Here is an 18,622-nt window from a genome sequence, read left to right on the forward strand (position 1 = left end):
CCTCAGAGCTTCAGCCGCACGTCGCAGATATCAGGCTCGGTCGGGTCCGGCTTGATCTCGAAGCCAAGCTGCCGGCACATCTCCAGCATCACGACGTTCTCCTTGAGCACGTCGCCCGAGATGGTTTTGAGCCCTTCGGACCTCGCGTAGTCGATGATCAGCTGCATCAGGGTCCAGCCGAGCCCCCTGCCCTTGAGGTCGGATCGCAGCAGGATCGCGTATTCGCCGCTCTCGTAAATCGAGTCCGAGTGAAGCCGCACCACGCCGACCATCTCGTCCTTCTCATCGAACGCAATGAACGCCATGGCGCGCGCGTAATCGAGCTGGGTCAGACGCGCGATGAATTCGTGGGTAAACTCCTTCATCGGCGCGAAGAAGCGCAGACGAAGGTCGTGAGGCGTCACGTGGCGCAGGAACTCATGGATGGTGGGCTCGTCCTCCGGGCGCAACGGCCGCACGAAGATATGCCAACCGTCCTTGAGCGCGAGCCGGCGTTCCCATTGCGGGGGATAGGCGCGAACCGCCAAATTGGCCGGACCGGAGCCCGCAAATTTCCGCTGCGGCAGAGCCACCGCGACGCGGGCATCGACGGCGGTCACGCCGGTTTCATCCGCAAGCAGCGGATTGATATCGAGCTCGCGGATTTCGGGGATGTCAGCAGCCATCTGCGCCAGCTTGACCAGCACCATGGCGACGGCGTCCTGCTTGACAGCCGGCACGTCCCGATAGGCGGGGAACAATCGCGACACACGGGTGCGCTCGATCAGGTCGCGGGCGAGCTGCAAATCGAGCGGCGGCAGCGCCAGGGCCTTGTCATTGATGATCTCGACCGCCGTCCCGCCACGGCCAAACACGACAACCATGCCGAAGGTGGGATCGTCAGCGAGGCCCAGGATCAGCTCGCGCGCCTTCGCCTTGACGACCATCGCCTGGACGATGACGCCATCAATGCGGGCTTCAGGCCGCAGCTTCCTTGCCCGGGCGAGAATGTCGACAGCAGCCGCGCGCACCGCGACCGGCGAGGTCAAATTGAGTACGACACCGCCGACGTCGGACTTGTGCACGATGTCGCGCGACATGATCTTGAGCACAACGGTCGCGCCTTGCGCGAATATCTCATCCGCATAGGCGACGGCCTGCTCGACATCTGCGGCCGCATAGGTCGGCACCATTCCGATGTCATAGCACCCCAGCAGATGCTTGATCTCGACGGGCTCGAGCCATTTGCGCCCGTCAGCGATGGCCGTCGAGACGATCTGTTTCGCAGCCGCAACATCCGGCACGAAGCTGTCCGGCATCGCCGGCGGAACCTGGCTCAGCTCATCGACCACCTCGCGATGCCGGACCAGATGCATGAAGCCACGCACCGCATCGTCTTCGGTCGGATAGTTCGGAATGCCCGCGCCGGACAACGTCGCGATGATCTGCTGGTCGGCCCCCACCCAGGCCGCAAGCACGGGCTTGGCCCAACTGCGGTGCTTCTCGCGATACTTGACGACGAGCTCAGTCACGGTCGCTGCGATCTCGGCGGCCGAGGCGATCGCGGTCTGCACATTGAGCACGAGAACCGCGTCATTGCCGGGATCGTCGAGCAACACCGCCAGCGCCGCGGCATAGCGCAACGCATCGGCGTCGCCGACGATATCGACGGGATTGGCGCGGGACCAGGTCGGCGGCAGCACCGCATCGAGCTTCTCGCGCATATCGGGGGTCATGGGCGCGGGAATTCCGCCGAGGTCCGCCAGCCGATCGACCGCCAGCACACCGATGCCGCCACCATTGGTCAGGATGGCGAGGCGCTTGCCTGCCGGCGATCCGATCCGGCCGAGCGTCTCGGCACAATCGAACAGCTCACGCAGATCGGACACCCGGAGAACGCCGGCGCGGCGGAAGGCCGCATCATAGACGGCGTCGGCGCCTGCGAGCGCGCCCGTATGTGTGGCCGCCGCCTTCGCGCCCTGCGCCATGCGGCCGGACTTCACCACGACGACGGGTTTCACGCGCGCCGCGGCGCGCGCCGCCGACATGAACTTCCGCGCGTCCTTGATGGCCTCGATGTAGAGCAGGATCGCGCGGGTTTTGTGGTCCATCGCGAAATGGTCGAGCAGGTCCGCGATGTCGACGTCGATCTGATCGCCGATCGTGACGATGCCCGAGAAGCCGACGCCACGCTGCGCGGCCCAATCCACCATGCCGGCCGCGATCGCGCCCGACTGCGAGATCAGCGCGAGGTGTCCCGTCCCCGGCATGTGTGCGGCAAAACTCGCGTTGAGGCTTGCGCCGGGCATCATGATGCCGAGACAGTTGGGGCCGATCAGCCGCATGCCGTATTTGCGGGCGGCAGCGGTGGCGGCTTCCTGGAGCGATCCCGGTCCGTGACCGAGTCCCGCCGAGATGATCAGGGCGCCGGCCGAGCCGCGACGGCCAGCCTGCTCGATGATCTCAGGGACCTCTCGCGCCGGCGCGGTGATGACGACGAGCTCGGGCACGAATGGCAACTGCTCCAGGCGGCTCACCGCGGCAACGCCACCGATCTCGGCATGGCGTGGGTTCACCAGACCGAACAGCCCCTTGAATCCCGCTTTGCGAGTGTTCTCCAGCACCGCGCGTCCAACGGAGACCGGGCGGGAGCTTGCGCCGACCAGCGCGACGGATCGGGGCGACAGCACGTTTTTCAGGCGGTAGGTCGACATGACTACATTCGTCCGTTCGGGCGACGGATCCGACAGTTGCGATGCTGGCCCGGATACGGAGCGAGCGCACCTAGCGTCCTGAACCGGAAGTTGCACCATCGCGTCGCATTCTGCTGCTGGGCATTGTACCGGCAGAAGCGCTGGATGGAAGCAAGGATGTCATCGGAGGACCTGGTTCTTCGGATTGGTTGGGATCGGCATGGTGTCAAGCCGACAAACGACGTGATGTCTTGTGCTGCCGTCCCTCGCGTAGTGATGGCTTCTTCGTGCCGGCCGGCCAAGACGCATCGGCAGCATAGCTGCGGTCCAGCGCCCTGGACTTGGAGACTTCTCGTCCACACGCAGAGCAATAGCGTGCTCAGGCGGCAAGAGTAGGCCCACGACGTCGCACACTTTGGCCACGAAACTTAGGTTGGTGGAAAGCTTGAAACATCTCCATCCGATGCGGCTGGAGTCCGAAGGCCCGCCAGATGCGCTGCAGCGTCGACAGTGACTGGCCGCTGGCCTTCGCCATGTCGCGGGAACTCCAACGGGGGCGTTCTCGGGGCAACCCTCCACTGTCCTCGCGATCACGGCTTCGATGCGAGCATCGTCAATCGTGCGCTGCGCTCCGGAGCGCGGCTCGTCACGTAGCCCGTCCACCCGCCCGTTCCACAAACGATTGCTGCCATTGTCCTGCGAATTCGAGCGCTGACGAGAAAGCAGGCAACTGGCGGCGAGCAGAAGCTGACTGGACGGCATGCCAGCTCACACCCTAGCTCACGAGATGCCAATCAGCTGCTGCATTGATCGCTCCGATTTGAGCTTTGGCCTCGACCTGTGTGCCGTTCATCTCCCAAACCGCCACGCCATTTGTGGTTGGGTTGAGCAACAGCAGGTCGGTCTTGCCGTGGCGGCAACATTGTGCGTCCCCTCGGCTTGCGCCGACGTCGTAATACTGAACGCATCAGTCGTCAGGTCCGCAGTGCGCGTACCAAGCTTTGCTTACGCAATGTGCCAATCGTTAGGGATCAAGTTCGCATTGGCGATTTGATGCGCCGCGCCAATCTGCCCATTATCCCAGATCGACACCGCCCCATTGTCGTTGCGCCAGAGGATGTCGCTGTGGCCATTGCCGTCGAAGTCGCCTGTGCCGGCGATATGCCAGCTATTGGGGACGACGCCCCCCGCGGCCACGATGTGGGCCTTGCTGATGTCGCCGTTATCCCAGATCGACACTGCGCCATTATCATTGCGCCAGAGGATGTCGCTCTGGCCATTGCCGTCAAAGTCGCCGGTGCCGGCGATATGCCAGCTATTGGCGACGACGCCCGCCGCGGCCACGATATGGGCCTTACTGATGTCGCCGTTATCCCAGATCGACACTGCGCCATTGTCGTTGCGCCAGAGGATGTCGCTCTGGCCATTGCCGTCAAAGTCGCCGGTGCCGGCGAAATGCCAGCTATTGGCGACGACGCCCGCCGCGGCCACGATATGGGCCTTACTGATGTCGCCGTTATCCCAGATCGACACTGCGCCATTGTCGTTGCGCCAGAGGATGTCGCTCTGGCCATTGCCGTCAAAGTCGCCCGTGCCGGCGATATGCCAGCTATTGGGGACGACGCCCGCCGCGGCCACGATATGGGCCTTACTGATGTCGCCGTTATCCCAGATCGACACTGCACCGTTGTCGTTGCGCCAGAGAACGTCGCTCCGGCCATTGCCGTCGAAATCGCCGGTCTCGGCGAAATGCCAGCTATCGGGCACGACGCCCGCTTGGGCAATGATATGAGCCTGGTTGATGTCGCCATTGTTCCATATCGACACAGCGCCATTGTCGTTGCGCCAGAGAATATCGCTATGGCCATCGCCGCTGAAATCGAAATTGGCAGTCACATGGAGAGCGGTCACTGCAAGTGCGTTCGACGCGTTGCTGGTATTCCCCGCGCCGTCAGTTGCTTTTGCAATGATGCTATGGGTTCCCTCCGCCAACGTCGATGTCGCAATGCTGAACACGCCAGTCGTCAGGTTCGCAGTGCCTGTGCCGAGCACCGTCGTGCCGTTCGTGTCGTAAAGCGTCACCGTGCTACCAGCCTCAGCCGTTCCGTCGATCAACACCTGGGTGAAGCTGGTGATGTGGTCGCCTTTGATGCCGCTGTCCGTCGTCGCGTCGAGGGACAGGCCGGTCGGCGGGACCGGCGCCGTGGTGTCCTCCGTCACGACAAGGACGGCAGATGCCGCGCCGGTATTCCCCGCCGTATCGGTCGCTTTCGCGGTGATATTGTGCGTCCCCTGAGCCAGCGCCGATGTCGTGATACTGAACGCGCCAGTCGTCGGGTCCGCAATGCCCGTGCCGAGCACTGTGGTGCCGTTGGTGTCATACAGTGTCACCGTGCTGCCGTGCTCGGCCGTGCCGTCGATCTTGGCGTGCGCGACGTTGGTGATGCGATCGCCGATCGTACCGCTGTCCGTCGTCGCGTCGAGGGACAGGCCGGTCGGCGCGACCGGTGCCGTGCTGTCCTCCGTCACGGCAAGGACGGCGGACGCAGTGCTCGTATTCCCCCACGCATCGGTCGCTTTCGCGGTGATATTGTGCGTCCCATCAGCCAGCGCCGATGTCGTGATACTGAACGCACCAGTCGTCAGGTCCGCAGTGCCCGTGCCAAGCACTGTGGTGCCGTTGCTGTCATACAGTGTCACCGTGCTGCCGGACTCGGCCGTGCCGTCGATCTTGACGTGCGTAAAGTTGGTGATGCGATCGCCGATCGTACCGCTGTCCGTCGTCGCGTCGAGGGCCAGGCCGGTCGGCGCGACCGGCGGCGTCGTATCCGGATGGACGCTGACCTGAGCTACTGCCGTTTGCCACCATCCGTTGGCGATATATTCATTCGATATCCAGAACCCGCCCGGGTTGTTCGGATCGGCGATAGCGGTCGAATAGGTGCCCCAGCGCTGGTCGTTCAGAGCGCCTGAATCGAAAAACGTGGTGCTCGCCTGGTAAAGCGTCGGCGCGGTGAAGTCGGAAGCGCCGGCGCCGAGCACCGTATAATAGTCGGAAGGGTACATGTTCGGCCCGGAGGCCGAAAAATTGATGAGCACGTCGCCGTTCTGGTCGACCGCAATCGAAGGGGTGAACACGGCCACACCCGTGCCGATGGAGGCGCCGGAAATGACGTTCCCGATGACATATTGCGGATTCGTGGGATCGGTGACATCGAGCTTGAACCACTCGATTTGCGCGAGCCCCCCCGCAATCGGCATGGCTTCGCTCACGCCATAGACGTAGTTGTGTCCTCCCGAGGAAGTGTAGGCAAGGCCTTGGATGCGCCCGTCGCCAAGGCCGAGCGTCTTGGTCGTGCCCAACTGCGCGGCGGTGTTGCTGCTTCCGCCCACATCGGCGTCACCGAGGTAGAGCGTTTGGGTCGCGCTGAAGCCATGCGTCGGATCGTAGGTTTGATATGTGAGCGCGGTTTGCCTCGCGGTCGAATAGGCGCTCAAATAATAGGTCACCCCGTTGTCGCCGGCGATATTGCGCATGATGCCGCCGGTCCCTGACACGCTGGTGCTGGCGTCAGGCGTGATCGCGGCGTTTGCGGCGGCTATGACGCTGCTTTCGTTGACGACGAATTCGCCGTTGTTGTAGCCGCCTCCCGCGTCGATAAATTCGGGCGCGGAGATGTAGATCTTGCCGTTGCTGACCGACAGATAGGGCATGTCCGATTGGGTCGTGGCGCCGTTGGACGTATCGATCGAAGCCAAATACCAGCCGTCGTTCGGATTGCTATCTATCGACACGGCGATATCGATATTGGTGGCGAAGTTCCCGGTTCCCGGTTGAAAATTATCCGCGATGACCACGTAGTGGCCGGTCGAACTGTCATAGGTGGCGCGCGCGTCGAGAAGATTGTTGTCGAGCGTGGCGCCAAGCGGCAAGAACAAGCTGTGCAATGATCCGTTGGATACGATTGGATGGCCGCTGAGGTCGGTTATCTCGTAGTGCGTGGTCTCCGCGGTGAAAATGTAATTCGGCCCGACCGCCAACGCATTTTGCGGCGGAGTGTTGGTCGGATCGGACAATCCGGAAAATGAATGGTCGACGGAGGTGGACGACGTCGGTGGCGTCGCCGAATAGAAGTTGAGCGCCGGCACGCCGGCGCTGGCGCCGATCGGCGCAGCGCCGTAAAGGCTTTCGATCGTGGCGAGCAAGGAATAGGGATCAGCCGGCGAGTCGTTGACGACCCCGGCCGGGACTCCTCCGCCGACGACGATCGCCGCAACGTGATTGGGGTAGGTCACTGCTGGATTGGTGTTGTTTTCGTCGAAGGTGACGATCAGCAGCGAATTGTTGGCCTGCGCCCAGGCGGCGTAGGCAGAGAGATTGGCCTGGATCCAGGCATCACCCGCCGGAATCCCGCCGCCATTGTCGCTCGTCGGCGTCATGTTGTGGGCGTCGTTGGGCGAAACAAAGGAGACGGTCGGAAGGTTGGCAAAGCCGGCTGCGGTCTGAGGAAACGTGCTGAAATCGTGACCGTCATTGGCCGAATTGGCGAAGTGGATCCAAGGTTGGCGTTCGGGGACCGCCGTGGTTTCGGCGTAACCGCCGAAGGTGTAACCATGGGCGGCAAGCGTGCTCGCCAGCGTCGGTACGCTGGCCGGAAGCTGGGTAACGGCGCCGTTGCTGGTGACTCCCTGCGTCGAGCCGGAAAACAGGGCAATGTAATTGGGCTGACTCGGATGGGTCACACCGTAGTCGTTGGTGAGCAGCATCCCCTGAGCGACCAGCGAGTTCAGGTAAGGCGCCTGGGGATTACCTATGATGTCGGAGTAGTTCTCGTTTTCCAGGGAAAGGACGACAATGTGGCTCGGAGTCGTGGTCATGATCGTCAGTCCTCCTTTGCGGTTCGATGCGCGCAACCTTTTTCATCAAGGTGCGCGGCTCTTCGCGTTCGTCTCTGCGGCGCCCCCAGAAGGCGGACGGGCGATAATTGTTGAATGGAGATCATGGAAGGGATCGTTGCGACCGGGGGACAGATCCAGGACAGGCCAAGCGTCCGAGATCGCGGTGCCCGTTGGTCGAGAGAGCAGGTTCCAGGACGACCACTGCTGCAATCTCGGAACGCGAGGTACTTGGCGTCCGCATGCCCCCCCTCCGGAGCCTGGCAATAGAGATTTGGGCGCGCCGCTGCCACGGTCCGCTCGGCCTCATCAAAATGACTGATGACAGAAAGCCCCGACTCGCTGATCCGAGACGCGACGAACTGCGATTTCGTCTCGATACTCGCTGAGTTCACCTGTCGAGCCAATGGCTCTGAGGAGGTACCTCAATCAATCACATGAGACGCGGTGTGCTGAGAACTCAATAACCCTTTCGGTCATCAGTGCCCACCAAAGGTCTGCTCGCAACCAACGACGAAGCTTGTAGCTGCAGCGAGAAAACGATTTGGCTCGCCATCGTGCTGGAGCATTTCATGATCCTGTCATGATCCTGCGCGCAATCGAACGCGGAGTGCCCGAGGAAAGGGCGGCGTAGGCGCCAAACGTTGACGTCCACTCGATCAAGCGTTCCAGAAGGATGCTGAGAGAGAATACCAGCAGACCACCGTCGCAATCTGTCGCCGACTACAATATCCGGCGCCCTCACTCGTCGCAAAAACATCTCATCCCAGCGGCGTATGCCGACTACCTCACCGCAACGGACGACCGGCTGCGACCCTGGTCCCGGAGATAATCACTTGGGACGCGCTTTGGAGAGTTTCGATGTGACCAGCGCCGCCCCTTGTTGCAGGCCGTGGCTTGGACCGTAGCTCAATAACAGACTTGCGGCGCATACCGCTGATTCAGCGCAGGGGGAAATTGAAGAACATCATTTTCGGGCACTGGGCTGCAGTTCAGCGAAAGTTCGCCTGCAAGATCGGGCTTGAGGGCATGGTCTCGAAAGTCCGCGACAGCGCCTAGAACTAGGTGAGCCTGCTACTCTTTCAAAGATCGCCGGCTCAACCAAGTCGAGCACTTCTTCGCGCTCCTTACCGATTAGAAGATCAGGCGCGGCGTCTATCGCAGCGTCGCTGCCCTCAGGGTTGACATCACATCGTTCATCGACCGACACAACGCCGATCCCAAACCGTTCCCATGGGCTAAGTCTGCTGATGACATTCTTGCTTCCATCGAGCGCTTCTGCCGATACAATGCCCCAGCAGAACACGACGCGATGTTGCGAACTTCCGGTTCAGGACGCTAGTGCGACATCATCACCCAGCACGGTGGCTGGCCGATGACGGTCTTGGTCACGCCGCCCCAGACGATCTCGTTCAAGCGCGAATGGTGGTAGGCGCCCATGACGATGGCGTCGATGGCGTGCGACTGCGCCCAGCTCCCCAGCACCTTGCCGATCGAGCTGCCGCTTCCCTTCACGGTCTCGAAGGATGCGTAGACCCCGTGTTCCCTCAGATGACCGACGAGGTTCGTTCCGGACTGCATGACCTCGTCAGTCTTGTCGTCCGTGGCGGTCACCACGCGCACCGCGTTGGCGGCCTGAAGGATCGGCAGCGCGTCGCCGATCGCACGTGCCGCGCGGGCCGAGGGCGCCCAGGCGATCATGACGTTCTCGATTTCCGGCCGTAGCAGCTCCACATGCTGCTCCGGACAGAGCAGCAGCGGGCGGCCGGATTCGAACAGGAAGGTCTCAACGATATTCTCCGCGCGACTGTCGTGCGGCTTCACGGGGACCAGGGTGAGATCGCTGAAGCGCGCATGCTCGGCCAGCGTCGATGCGATCCGATCCGCCGGCACCCTGCCCGATCGGCCCTGCGCGCGAACGCCAATACGGGAGGCCGCATTGGTGAATACGTCCAGGAGCTGCTGCATGTCACCGACCTCGCGCACAGCGCTGAGTTCGGCCGACGCCGGATCATCAGGAAATACCACTTTCGGCCGGACGAAAGCGTCATCCTCGAGCGCGAGCCCGGTCACCCTGGCACCGAGGCCGGCGGCAACGGCTACGCACTTCTCGATCGCGGCCAGCGTGGGGGCATGCGGCTCGCCGATGAGCGGCAGAAACACGTCCTTGACGGGCATCGGATTCTCCTTGCCGGCCAGAATAGGCCGCCTTTGGTCCGGGCGCTTGATCCCCCTCAAGCCGGGAAAACTCCGCATCGCCAACCGACGACAGGCCTTGACGGAAGTCAAGGACTGGTCGCGGTCTCGACTTAAGGGTTACCCTGGATTTGCGGCCGAACCGCTTGGCCCCTCATCAACAATACGCCGGCAGATGACAGACAATTCTGCGACCCAGGAGCGGATCTGCGCGGCACTGACCGCGCATGCCGGCGTAAAGCGGATCGACACGCACGCGGCTTCGGTCTTCCTCGAGGAGACGCGCGCGCTGAAGATCAAGCGGGCGGTCAAGTATCCCTTTCTCGATTATTCGACACTCGAGAAACGAAAGATGGCCTGTGAGGAGGAGGTCAGGATCAACCGGCCGCATGCGCCACAGATCTATCATCGCGTCGTGACCATTACAGAAGAGCCGGACGGATCGGTGAAGGTCGACGGCCGCGGCCGGCCGATCGAATATGCCGTCGAGATGTCGCGTTTCGACGAGAGCCGGACGCTGGATCATCTGGCGAAGGCCGGACAGTTCGATGCGGACTTTGCGTCGGGTATTGCCGACGCGATCGCGGCTTCGCACGCGGCGGCGACGCCCGCCGACGGCAGCGCCTGGATGTCCTCCATCCCCGCCCTGATCGACGGCAACAGCAATGGTCTGCGGCTCGGCAATCATGTCCCGGCCGCGGAGATCGAGCAGCTTGCACAGGCCTCGCACGCGGCATTCCTGCACGCCCGTCCCTTGCTTGAAGAACGCGGCCGCCGCGGTTTCGTCCGCCGTTGCCACGGCGACCTGCATCTTGCGAATATCGTGCTGATCGGGCAGCAGCCCGTGCTGTTCGACGCCATCGAGTTCGACGCGCAGATGGCGACCGTCGACGCGCTTTACGACCTCGCATTCACCCTGATGGATTTGCTGCGCCACGATCAGCCGCTGGCAGCCAACACCGTCCTGAACCGGTACCTTGCCACAACGCCCCTAGAAAACCTCGACGCGCTCAGCGCGCTGCCGCTGTTCATGTCGATTCGCGCCGCGATCCGCGCCCAGGTGGCGCTGGCGCGGCCGAAGCCTCCGCATTCCGACGATGCCGGCATTCTCGACGAGGCGCACCGCTATTTCGACCTTGCCCGGGCGCTGATCCAGCCTCCCGCTCCCCGCCTCATCGCGGTGGGTGGACTGTCCGGCACCGGGAAGACGGTTCTGGCGCGCACACTCGCGCCGACCGTCGCGCCGCAGCCGGGCGCCGTCGTGCTGCGCAGCGACGTCATTCGCAAGCAGATGTTCGGTGTCGCCGACACGGAGCGCCTGCCACCATCCGCATACACGCCTGAGCTCGCAGAGCGGGTCTACGCGACGTTGGCCGAGCGCGCCCGGCACGTGCTGGCCCAAGGTCATTCGGCGATCGTCGACGGCGTGTTCGCCCGCGATTTCGAGCGGGACGCCATCGTCACGCTGGCTCGGGAATGTAACGTGGCTCTCACCGGCCTCTTCCTGGTCGCGGATCTGGTGACCCGGCAGGCTAGAATCGGTGGTCGCAGCAGTGACGCATCCGACGCGACGCAAGAGGTTGCCGCGTTGCAAGAGCACTATAATATCGGCCATATCGGTTGGACGACCATCGATGCATCCGGGACACCAGCGCAGACGCTCCAGAGCTGCCAGGACGCGATCGCTGAGGGCAGGTAAGGCAATCTGATTGGCGCGGGCTAGGATGGCGCGACCCACCACGAGTTCGACGGCGACCGCCCGCGCCAGGCCGGCGGCGAGCCGTAATGCGCTGCCAGGGCGCCTCAGCCCCGGCATGGCCTGCGACACCGCCTTTCGGATCATCGCCCGCCGTCACCTCGCCGCCGTCCTCGCCCAGCATGACGGGACCTGTCGTGGCGATCCGGAGGCGCTGCATCAGATCCGAATCGCGCTGACCCATCTGCGGACCGCGATTCGCTTCTTTTCGCCCATGGTCGACGACGCGCTACGCCCCAAAGTCTGGGCCGAGTTGAAATGGCTGAACAGCCAGCTCGGCATGGTGCGGGACCTCGACGTCGCCATCGAACGCGTCGTGGCCGAAGCCGGCGACGAGCTCGCGGTGATCGCCGAACTCCAGCACTGGGACGAGAAGCGGGCCGAAAGCCATCGCCTGCTGGCCCGCGCGCTGCAATCGGCGCGATATCGCCGCCTGGTCGAGCAGACCTCGAGCTGGATCGAGAGCGGACCCTGGTCGACCAGGCGCAGCAAGGAGGCCATCAGGCTGCGCCGCTGCCCGCTCGCCGACCACGCCACGACGCAACTGGCCGGATGGGAAAAGGCGCTGCTCAGGAAGGCCAAGAAGCTGCGCAAGCTCGACGTCGAGAAACGGCACAAGCTGCGGATCCTCAACAAGCGACTGACTTATTCGATCGAGTCGCTGGAAGATCTGTTCGGCGAGAAATCGCTGACGAAACAAAAATCGATTCTCAAGCAGTTGCGCAGGGCGCAAAAATCCCTTGGACAATTGAACGATGATGCGCGCGGTCAAACGCTGGCCGCGTCGTTGAACGAGGCCGTTCCCGAAGCCGGCATTCGCTTTCTCGACCGCAAGCGGGAAAAGAAGCTGTTGCGGACGGCTTCGACGGCCTATCGCAAGCTGGACAAGGCCAAGCCCTTCCGCTCCTCCGACCTGACGCCGGATTCGGAGCCGGAGGATTAGCTCTACGGCAGCGCTGCTTGACCTGAGTCAAGGCGGGCCTCTGCTGCAGGACGATGCTCTCGCCGAGGCGAGCTGAAACGACGAGCTGAGCGTAGTTCAGCGAGGAATGACGGCGGTGGCTTCGATCTCGACGCGCGCCGCTTTCTCGACGAGGCGCACGACCTGGACCAGCGCCATCGCGGGATAGTGCGCGCCGAAGATCGTGCGATAGATCTTGCCGAGCTCCTTCAGGTTCGCGAGATACTCGTCCATGTCGACGACGTACCAGGTCAGGCGAACGAGATGCTCGGGCCGCGCACCGGCGGCGGCAAGGATTTCGGCGATGTTGCTCAGGGTCTGGCGGACCTGCGCGACAAAGCCGTCCGCGAGACGCTCCTCGGCATCCCAGCCGATCACGCCGCCGGTCACCACGAAGCGTCCTTCGGCCGCCATGCCGTTGGCATAGCCCTTCGGCACCGGCCAGCCGGACGGTTGCAGCACCTGTGCCATAGGGCTGGTGTCATCCTCGGCTGCACCTGGCAGCACCGCGAGCTGTGGGCCTTTCGGCGTCGTCACGGACAATTCTTGATCCTCATCTCACACTGCCGCGACGCCGGAAGACGTCGCCGCCGCCTGCGCCAATTGCCGCAAGGCGAAACGTTTCAATTTGCCGGTCTCGGTCTTCGGCAGTTGGGTCACGAACTCGATCGCGCGCGGATATTTGTACGGCGCGATCTCGCGTTTGACATGCTCCTGCAACTCGGCTGCGAGCTTTGCATCCGGCGTCACGCCGGGGGCGGCAATGACATAGGCCTTCACAATCATCCCGCGCGCCTCGTCCGGCGCACCGACGACGCCACACTCAGCGACGGAGGGATGCGTCAGCAGCGCGACTTCGACATCCGTGCCCGCGATATTGTATCCGGATGACACGATCATGTCATCGGAGCGCGACTGGTACCAGAAGTAGCCGTCGCTATCCATCAGATAGGTGTCGCCGGTGATGTTCCAGCCATTCTGGACGTATTTCCGCTGCCGCTCGTCGGCGAGATAACGGCAGCCGGTCGGCCCGCGCACCGCGAGCTTCCCCATCGTGCCCGGCGGCAGATCATTGCCGTCATCGTCGACGATCTTCGCCTCATAGCCAGGCACGGGTCTGCCGGTCGCACCGGGACGAATTTCGTCCTCGGTCGCGCTGATGAAGATGTGCAGCAGCTCAGTCGAGCCAATCCCGTCCATCAGCTTGATGCCAGTGGCCTTCAGCCAGGCGTCGAATGTCGGCTTGGGCAACGTCTCGCCCGCGGACACACACTTTCGTAGCGAGGAGATGTCACGGCCCGGAAGCTTGCCGATCATGGCGCGATACGCGGTCGGCGCCGTAAAGCAGACTGTGGTCTTGTACTGCTCGATCGCTGAGAGGATATCATCGGGCGTCGTCTTCTCCAGCACGACGAAGGAAGCGCCGATGTGCATCGGGAACAGCACGCCCCCGAACCCGAAGGTAAAGGCGAGTGGCGCGGAGCCGACGAAACGGTCTTTCTGCTCGGCCCGCAGGATGTTGCGCGCGTAGCCGTCACACACCGCCAGCATGTCCCGGTGGAAATGCATGGTGCCCTTGGGATCGCCGGTCGTGCCCGACGTGAAGGCGATCAGGCAGATATCGTCAGAGGCGGTGTCGACCGCGGCGAATTCCGCGCTCGCATCAGCGATCAGCGCCTCGAGCGAGTCGGGAGCACCGTTGCCCCAATAGACCACATGCTTGAGACCAGGCGCGGCCAGCTTCGCCTTCTCCATCTCGTCGGAGAGTTTTCCGTCGCAGAGCGCGAGCGTGATCTCCGCCTTCTGGATCGGATAGGAGAGCTCCTTGGCGCGCAGCAAGGGCATCGTCGCCACGCAGATGCCGCCGGCTTTGATCACCGCGAGATAAGTCGCAACCATCATCGGGCTGTTGGCGGAGCGCAACATCACGCGCCCGCCGGTCACAAGACCGAGCTTGCCGACCAGCACATTGGCGATCCGGTTCACGAGTGCCTGCAGCTCGCGATAGGTGTAGCTGACGGCGAGGCTGATGACGCAAGGCGCATCACCGTGTCCCTGCTCGACCCAGCGGTCGAGGAAATAGCTGACGCAGTTCAAACGTGGCGGATAGCGCAGCTCTGGCCGCGTGAAGATGAACTCCGGCCACAGCTCTGGCGATGGCAGATGCTGCCGCGCAAACGTGTCGACATGGGCGGTCGCAGCGTTTGCGTCATGCGAGCCCGAGACTTGAACCTTGGCGGCGTTGGCCATCGCACGCTCCTTTGCGCATGGAAAGCACCCGGCAGCACTAACTCGGGAAACATTTTAGGCTTAAAACAATTTGGCGCAATAGCGGATTTTGGGCATCCCATGCATTTTCGCGCGGCAAAGGGGATGAAGGGCTCGTCTGCCCGCGCTCAGGGCCGGCGACGCGCGGCCGATTTCTGCGCCGACGCCTTGGTCTTCGCCAGCAACCGCATCAGCTCGCGCACGTCCTTCGGCGTCAAATCGCCAAAGAGATCGGCGATCCAGGTCTCGTGTTCCGAAGCCATCCTGCGAAACTCGGCGCGGCCAAGCTTTGTGAGCCGGATCACCTGGACGCGGCGGTCGGTCTCCGAGGTCCGGCGGTCGAGATGGCCGGATTCCACCAGGCGCTCGACGAGGCCGGTGACGTTGCCGTTGGACACCATCATGCGCTTGGAGACGTCCGACAGCGTCATGCCGTCGGGCGCCTTGTCGAGCTGCGCCATCAGATCGAAACGGGGCAGCGTGACGTCGAAACGCTGCCGCAGCCGGCCGCGGACTTCTCCCTCGATCAGGGTCGTGCAGGTGAGCAGCCGCAACCACAGCCGAAGCTCTTCGGCATGGTCCTCCGGCGTTTCGACGGCCTTGGTCTCGGAATCGAGCATCTCGATGCAGTCACTCACGGTCGGCATTGGCGCCGGCACGGATTCCCCAACGTTTTGAGCTTCAAATAAATCGACGCCCGCCGCAAGCCCAAAGCTGCAACAATCGACCGCACGTCAGTTTCTTTAGGCTTCAAGTAACTGGCGCGCCGCTTGCATGCTCCGCTGCCCGCACGATGGTGGCGCCTTGAGCTAACTTGCCGCGGCGGCCATCATCGGCATAAGCTTGGATTAAGGTACGCGGCTTGCGACACAAGCCCGATGGTGATGGGGGACAGATCATGAAGACGCAAACGACTTTGGCTGCGGCCGCCTTGCTGCTCGGCACCGCAATGAGCCCTGCCCTCGCACAGGAGAAGATCAAGCTGGGTGTGATCGTGACGCTGTCGGGCCCCGGCGCCGCGCTCGGCCAGCAGGTTCGCGACGGCTTTGCGCTCGCGGTGAAGGATCTCGGCGGCAAGATGGGTGGCCGCGACGTCGAGGTCGTCGCGGTCGACGACGAGTTGAAGCCTGATGTGGCCGTGACCAAGGTCAAGGGCCTGCTCGAACGCGACAAGGTCGACTTCGTGGTCGGACCGATCTTCTCCAACATCCTCCAGGCGATCCACCGGCCGGTCACGGAATCCAAGGTGTTCCTGATCAGCCCCAATGCCGGCCCGTCGACTTTTGCCGGCAAGGACTGCAACCCGTTCTTCTATGTGACGTCGTATCAGAACGACCAGGTTCACGAGATCCTCGGCAAAGTGGCGCAGGATCGCGGCTACAAGCGGATGTATCTGATGGTGCCGAACTATCAGGCCGGCAAGGACTCGGTCGCCGGCTTCAAGCTCGACTACAAGGGCGAGATCGTCGAAGAGTCCTACATGCCGCTCAACACGCTGGACTTCCAGCCGGAGCTTTCCAAGATTTCGTCGCAGAAGCCCGATGCTCTCTTCACGTTCATGCCGGGCGGCCTCGGCGTCAACCTCGTCAAGCAATACAAGCAGGCCGGTCTCACCGACAGCATTCCGGTGCTCTCAGCCTTCACGGTGGATGAATCGACCCTGCCGGCACAGCAGGACGCGGCCGTCGGCATGTTTGGCGGCGCGAACTGGGCGCCCAATCTCGACAATCCCCAGAACAAGAAGTTCGTCGCCGCCTATGAGGCCGCCTACAACGGCGTGCCCGGCACCTACGCCTTCCAGGCCTATGACGCTGCGATGCTGATCGACAGCGCGGTCAAGGGCGTGAAGGGCGACCTCTCCAACAAGGACGCCGTTGCGGCAGCCCTGAAGAAGGCGGACTTCACGTCGCTGCGGGGGTCATTCAAGTTCAACACCAATGGCTATCCGATCCAGGATTTTTACCTGACCAAGGTCGCCAAGCGTCCGGACGGCAAATTCCAGACCGAGATCGTCCAGAAGGTTTTCGAGAATTACGGCGATCGCTATGCCAAGGACTGCAAGGCGGCGAACTAAGGCCGCGCGTCGCGTCAAGGGAGGACTGCAATGAAGAGCGAAATCACGGGCATCACGCGGGCCAATGAGGGGATCCAGGGCATCTCCTGGAACATCCTCGGCCAGACCTATGTGCCGAAGAGCAACACCGAGAACAGCTTCTCCTGGCACGCCACGCTGCCGCCGGGCACGTTCGTACCGCCGCACATTCATCCCGACCAGGACGAATATCTCTACATGCTGGAGGGCAAGCTCGACTTCATGCTCGGCAACTCGGAGGCGCAGGCAACGCCGGGCGATCTGATCCGGCTCGGCATGGGCGTGCCGCACGGCATCTTCAACAAATCGGACCAGACCGCAAAAGTGCTGTTCTGGGTCTCGCCGACCAAAAAGCTGTTCGACCTGTTCTGGGGCCTTCACAACATGAAGGAACAGAAGCCGGAGGACGTGGTGGCGATGGCCGCCGAGTTCAACATCCACTTCCTTCCGCCACCTCCCGGCGCCGGCTAGCCGCGCGGTCTAGGCGCGCACCGCCGCAAGTCCTGGCACTGCGGCGAAGCCTGCCTTGGTGGCATAGCCGCGCACGATCGCCTCGCGCTGGGAATAGCTCAGCACGTTGTCGACATTGTCAAAGCCGTCGGGCGCAAGCTGCTCGACGGCGTCGATGACGCCCTCGGGGCCGCCGCGGCGGTTAGAGCGGACGATGTCCGCCGTCATCGGCAGGCGCTTCTTCTCATATTCCATCAAGGCCTGACGCGGATGCTCGGCGCGCACAAGTGCGTCGGCGAGACAGCGCGCGTCGAGGATCGCCTGCGAAGCGCCGTTCGAGCCGACCGGATACATCGGATGCGCGGCATCACCGAGCAGGGTGACGCGTCCGGACGACCAATAGGGCAAGGGATCGCGGTCGCAGGTCGGATATTCATAGAACTCGGGCGTCGCCGAAATCAGGCTCTTCACGTCGATATAGGGCACCGAGAAGCGCGCGACGTGCGGCATGAGCTCCTCACGCCGGCCCGGCCGCGACCAGTCTTCCTTCCGCGGCGGCGGCGCATTGCCCTCGCCCACCTTCACCAGCACCGCCCAATTGGTCAGACGGCTCGCCGGGCTCGATCCCTCCGCGATCGGATAGATCACGACCTTGGCGTTGAGACCACCGGCGACGATCATCGATTTGCCGGTGAGAAACATCGGCCAGTCGCGCGCGCCGCGCCACAGCATCAGGCCGTTCCAGCACGGCGGCCCTTCGTTCGGAAACAGCGTGTCGCGCACGCGCGAACGGATACCGTCGGCACCGATCAGGATATCGCCGCGCGCGGTGTGAATATGCGAGCCAGCACGATCGAAGAAATAGGCCGTGACGCCACTCTCGTCCTGCGTGAAGGCGCCAAGCCGGCAACCGGTGTGGATTGCATCCGCTCCGAGCCGTTCCTCGACGGCGCGGTGGATGACACCCTGAAGGCGGCCGCGATGGATCGAGAATTGCGGCACGTCATGCCCGGCGTCGACGCCGCGGGCTTCGCGCCAGACCTCCTGGCCATGGCGGTTGAGGTAGTAGAGCTGGTCGGTGCGGATCGCGACGTCGTCGAGCTTTTGCAACAGGCCAAGACTGGCAAGCTCACGCATGGCGTGCGGCAACGTGTTGATACCGACGCCGAGCTCGCGGATCGTATCGGACTGCTCGAAAATCTCGCAGCCGATGCCGCGGGCCCGCAGCATCAAAGCCGTGGTAAGACCACCGATACCGCCGCCGACGATAATCGCCTTCATCGCCCTTAACTCCACTCAATACACAGGCAACGGGGTTAACGTCGCACGGG

11 protein-coding genes are annotated in these 18,622 nt (G+C 63.1%); 4 read left to right on the forward strand and 7 right to left on the reverse strand.

The genetic code is table 11. The features are described from left to right. Positions 1-2 precede the first annotated feature (2 nt). From V1280_RS15095 to V1280_RS15105, 3 genes are all read right to left on the reverse strand, one after another. Positions 3-2,693, reverse strand: a complete 2,691-nt coding sequence (locus V1280_RS15095) for a bifunctional acetate--CoA ligase family protein/GNAT family N-acetyltransferase (RefSeq protein WP_334525181.1) — start codon at positions 2,691-2,693, stop codon at positions 3-5. A gap of 984 nt (positions 2,694-3,677) precedes the next feature. After that, a complete protein-coding gene (locus V1280_RS15100) occupies positions 3,678-7,550 on the reverse strand; it encodes an Ig-like domain-containing protein (RefSeq protein ID WP_334525184.1) in 3,873 nt (1,290 codons plus the stop codon). 1,356 nt (positions 7,551-8,906) lie between these two features. After that, entirely contained in the window at positions 8,907-9,746 is an 840-nt protein-coding gene (locus V1280_RS15105; RefSeq protein WP_334525187.1) for a universal stress protein, read from the reverse strand. A 193-nt stretch (positions 9,747-9,939) separates the two neighbouring features. Between V1280_RS15105 and V1280_RS15110 the strand changes: the two genes are divergently transcribed. Together V1280_RS15110 and V1280_RS15115 are read left to right on the forward strand one after the other, a co-directional pair. After that, positions 9,940-11,463: a bifunctional aminoglycoside phosphotransferase/ATP-binding protein gene (locus V1280_RS15110; protein ID WP_334525190.1), complete on the forward strand. Its 1,524-nt coding sequence runs from the start codon at positions 9,940-9,942 to the stop codon at positions 11,461-11,463. Positions 11,464-11,488: 25 nt separating this feature from the next. Next, positions 11,489-12,463 carry a CHAD domain-containing protein gene (locus V1280_RS15115; protein ID WP_334525193.1) on the forward strand — a complete coding sequence of 325 codons (975 nt, stop codon included), beginning with the start codon at positions 11,489-11,491 and terminating at the stop codon, positions 12,461-12,463. A 96-nt stretch (positions 12,464-12,559) separates the two neighbouring features. On the opposite strand, the gene V1280_RS15120 is transcribed toward V1280_RS15115, so the two are convergent. The 3 genes from V1280_RS15120 to V1280_RS15130 all read right to left on the reverse strand — a co-directional run bounded on the left by V1280_RS15120 (position 12,560) and on the right by V1280_RS15130 (position 15,396). Next, on the reverse strand, positions 12,560-13,018 hold the full coding sequence (locus V1280_RS15120; RefSeq protein WP_334525196.1) for a RidA family protein: 459 nt from the start codon (positions 13,016-13,018) through the stop codon (positions 12,560-12,562). Between the two features lie 21 nt (positions 13,019-13,039). Next, complete coding sequence (locus tag V1280_RS15125) at positions 13,040-14,731, reverse strand: benzoate-CoA ligase family protein (protein WP_334525198.1); 1,692 nt, start codon at positions 14,729-14,731, stop codon at positions 13,040-13,042. A 146-nt stretch (positions 14,732-14,877) separates the two neighbouring features. Beyond that, positions 14,878-15,396: a MarR family winged helix-turn-helix transcriptional regulator gene (locus tag V1280_RS15130; RefSeq protein ID WP_334525202.1), complete on the reverse strand. Its 519-nt coding sequence runs from the start codon at positions 15,394-15,396 to the stop codon at positions 14,878-14,880. Between the two features lie 251 nt (positions 15,397-15,647). On the opposite strand from V1280_RS15130, the gene V1280_RS15135 reads away from it, so the two are divergent. Together V1280_RS15135 and V1280_RS15140 are read left to right on the forward strand one after the other, a co-directional pair. Beyond that, a complete protein-coding gene (locus tag V1280_RS15135) occupies positions 15,648-16,823 on the forward strand; it encodes an ABC transporter substrate-binding protein (protein ID WP_334525205.1) in 1,176 nt (391 codons plus the stop codon). A 30-nt stretch (positions 16,824-16,853) separates the two neighbouring features. Continuing rightward, complete coding sequence (locus V1280_RS15140; protein ID WP_148752669.1) at positions 16,854-17,312, forward strand: cupin domain-containing protein; 459 nt, start codon at positions 16,854-16,856, stop codon at positions 17,310-17,312. Between the two features lie 9 nt (positions 17,313-17,321). On the opposite strand, the gene V1280_RS15145 is transcribed toward V1280_RS15140, so the two are convergent. Beyond that, entirely contained in the window at positions 17,322-18,572 is a 1,251-nt protein-coding gene (locus tag V1280_RS15145) for a flavin-dependent oxidoreductase (RefSeq protein ID WP_334525212.1), read from the reverse strand. Positions 18,573-18,622: the final 50 nt, after the last annotated feature.

The organism is Bradyrhizobium sp. AZCC 2230 (assembly GCF_036924495.1).
Lineage (GTDB): Bacteria > Pseudomonadota > Alphaproteobacteria > Rhizobiales > Xanthobacteraceae > Bradyrhizobium > Bradyrhizobium rifense.

What these genes read in the sequence shown, in the direction of transcription:
- V1280_RS15095 (WP_334525181.1), bottom strand. Translation starts at nt 2,693, where the DNA reads ATGTCGACCTACCGCCTGAAAAACGTGCTGTCGCCCCGATCCGTCGCG.
- V1280_RS15100 (WP_334525184.1), bottom strand. Translation starts at nt 7,550, where the DNA reads ATGACCACGACTCCGAGCCACATTGTCGTCCTTTCCCTGGAAAACGAG.
- V1280_RS15105 (WP_334525187.1), bottom strand. Translation starts at nt 9,746, where the DNA reads ATGCCCGTCAAGGACGTGTTTCTGCCGCTCATCGGCGAGCCGCATGCC.
- V1280_RS15110 (WP_334525190.1), top strand. Translation starts at nt 9,940, where the DNA reads ATGACAGACAATTCTGCGACCCAGGAGCGGATCTGCGCGGCACTGACC.
- V1280_RS15115 (WP_334525193.1), top strand. Translation starts at nt 11,489, where the DNA reads ATGGCGCGACCCACCACGAGTTCGACGGCGACCGCCCGCGCCAGGCCG.
- V1280_RS15125 (WP_334525198.1), bottom strand. Translation starts at nt 14,731, where the DNA reads ATGGCCAACGCCGCCAAGGTTCAAGTCTCGGGCTCGCATGACGCAAAC.
- V1280_RS15130 (WP_334525202.1), bottom strand. Translation starts at nt 15,396, where the DNA reads ATGCCGACCGTGAGTGACTGCATCGAGATGCTCGATTCCGAGACCAAG.
- V1280_RS15135 (WP_334525205.1), top strand. Translation starts at nt 15,648, where the DNA reads ATGAAGACGCAAACGACTTTGGCTGCGGCCGCCTTGCTGCTCGGCACC.
- V1280_RS15140 (WP_148752669.1), top strand. Translation starts at nt 16,854, where the DNA reads ATGAAGAGCGAAATCACGGGCATCACGCGGGCCAATGAGGGGATCCAG.
- V1280_RS15145 (WP_334525212.1), bottom strand. Translation starts at nt 18,572, where the DNA reads ATGAAGGCGATTATCGTCGGCGGCGGTATCGGTGGTCTTACCACGGCT.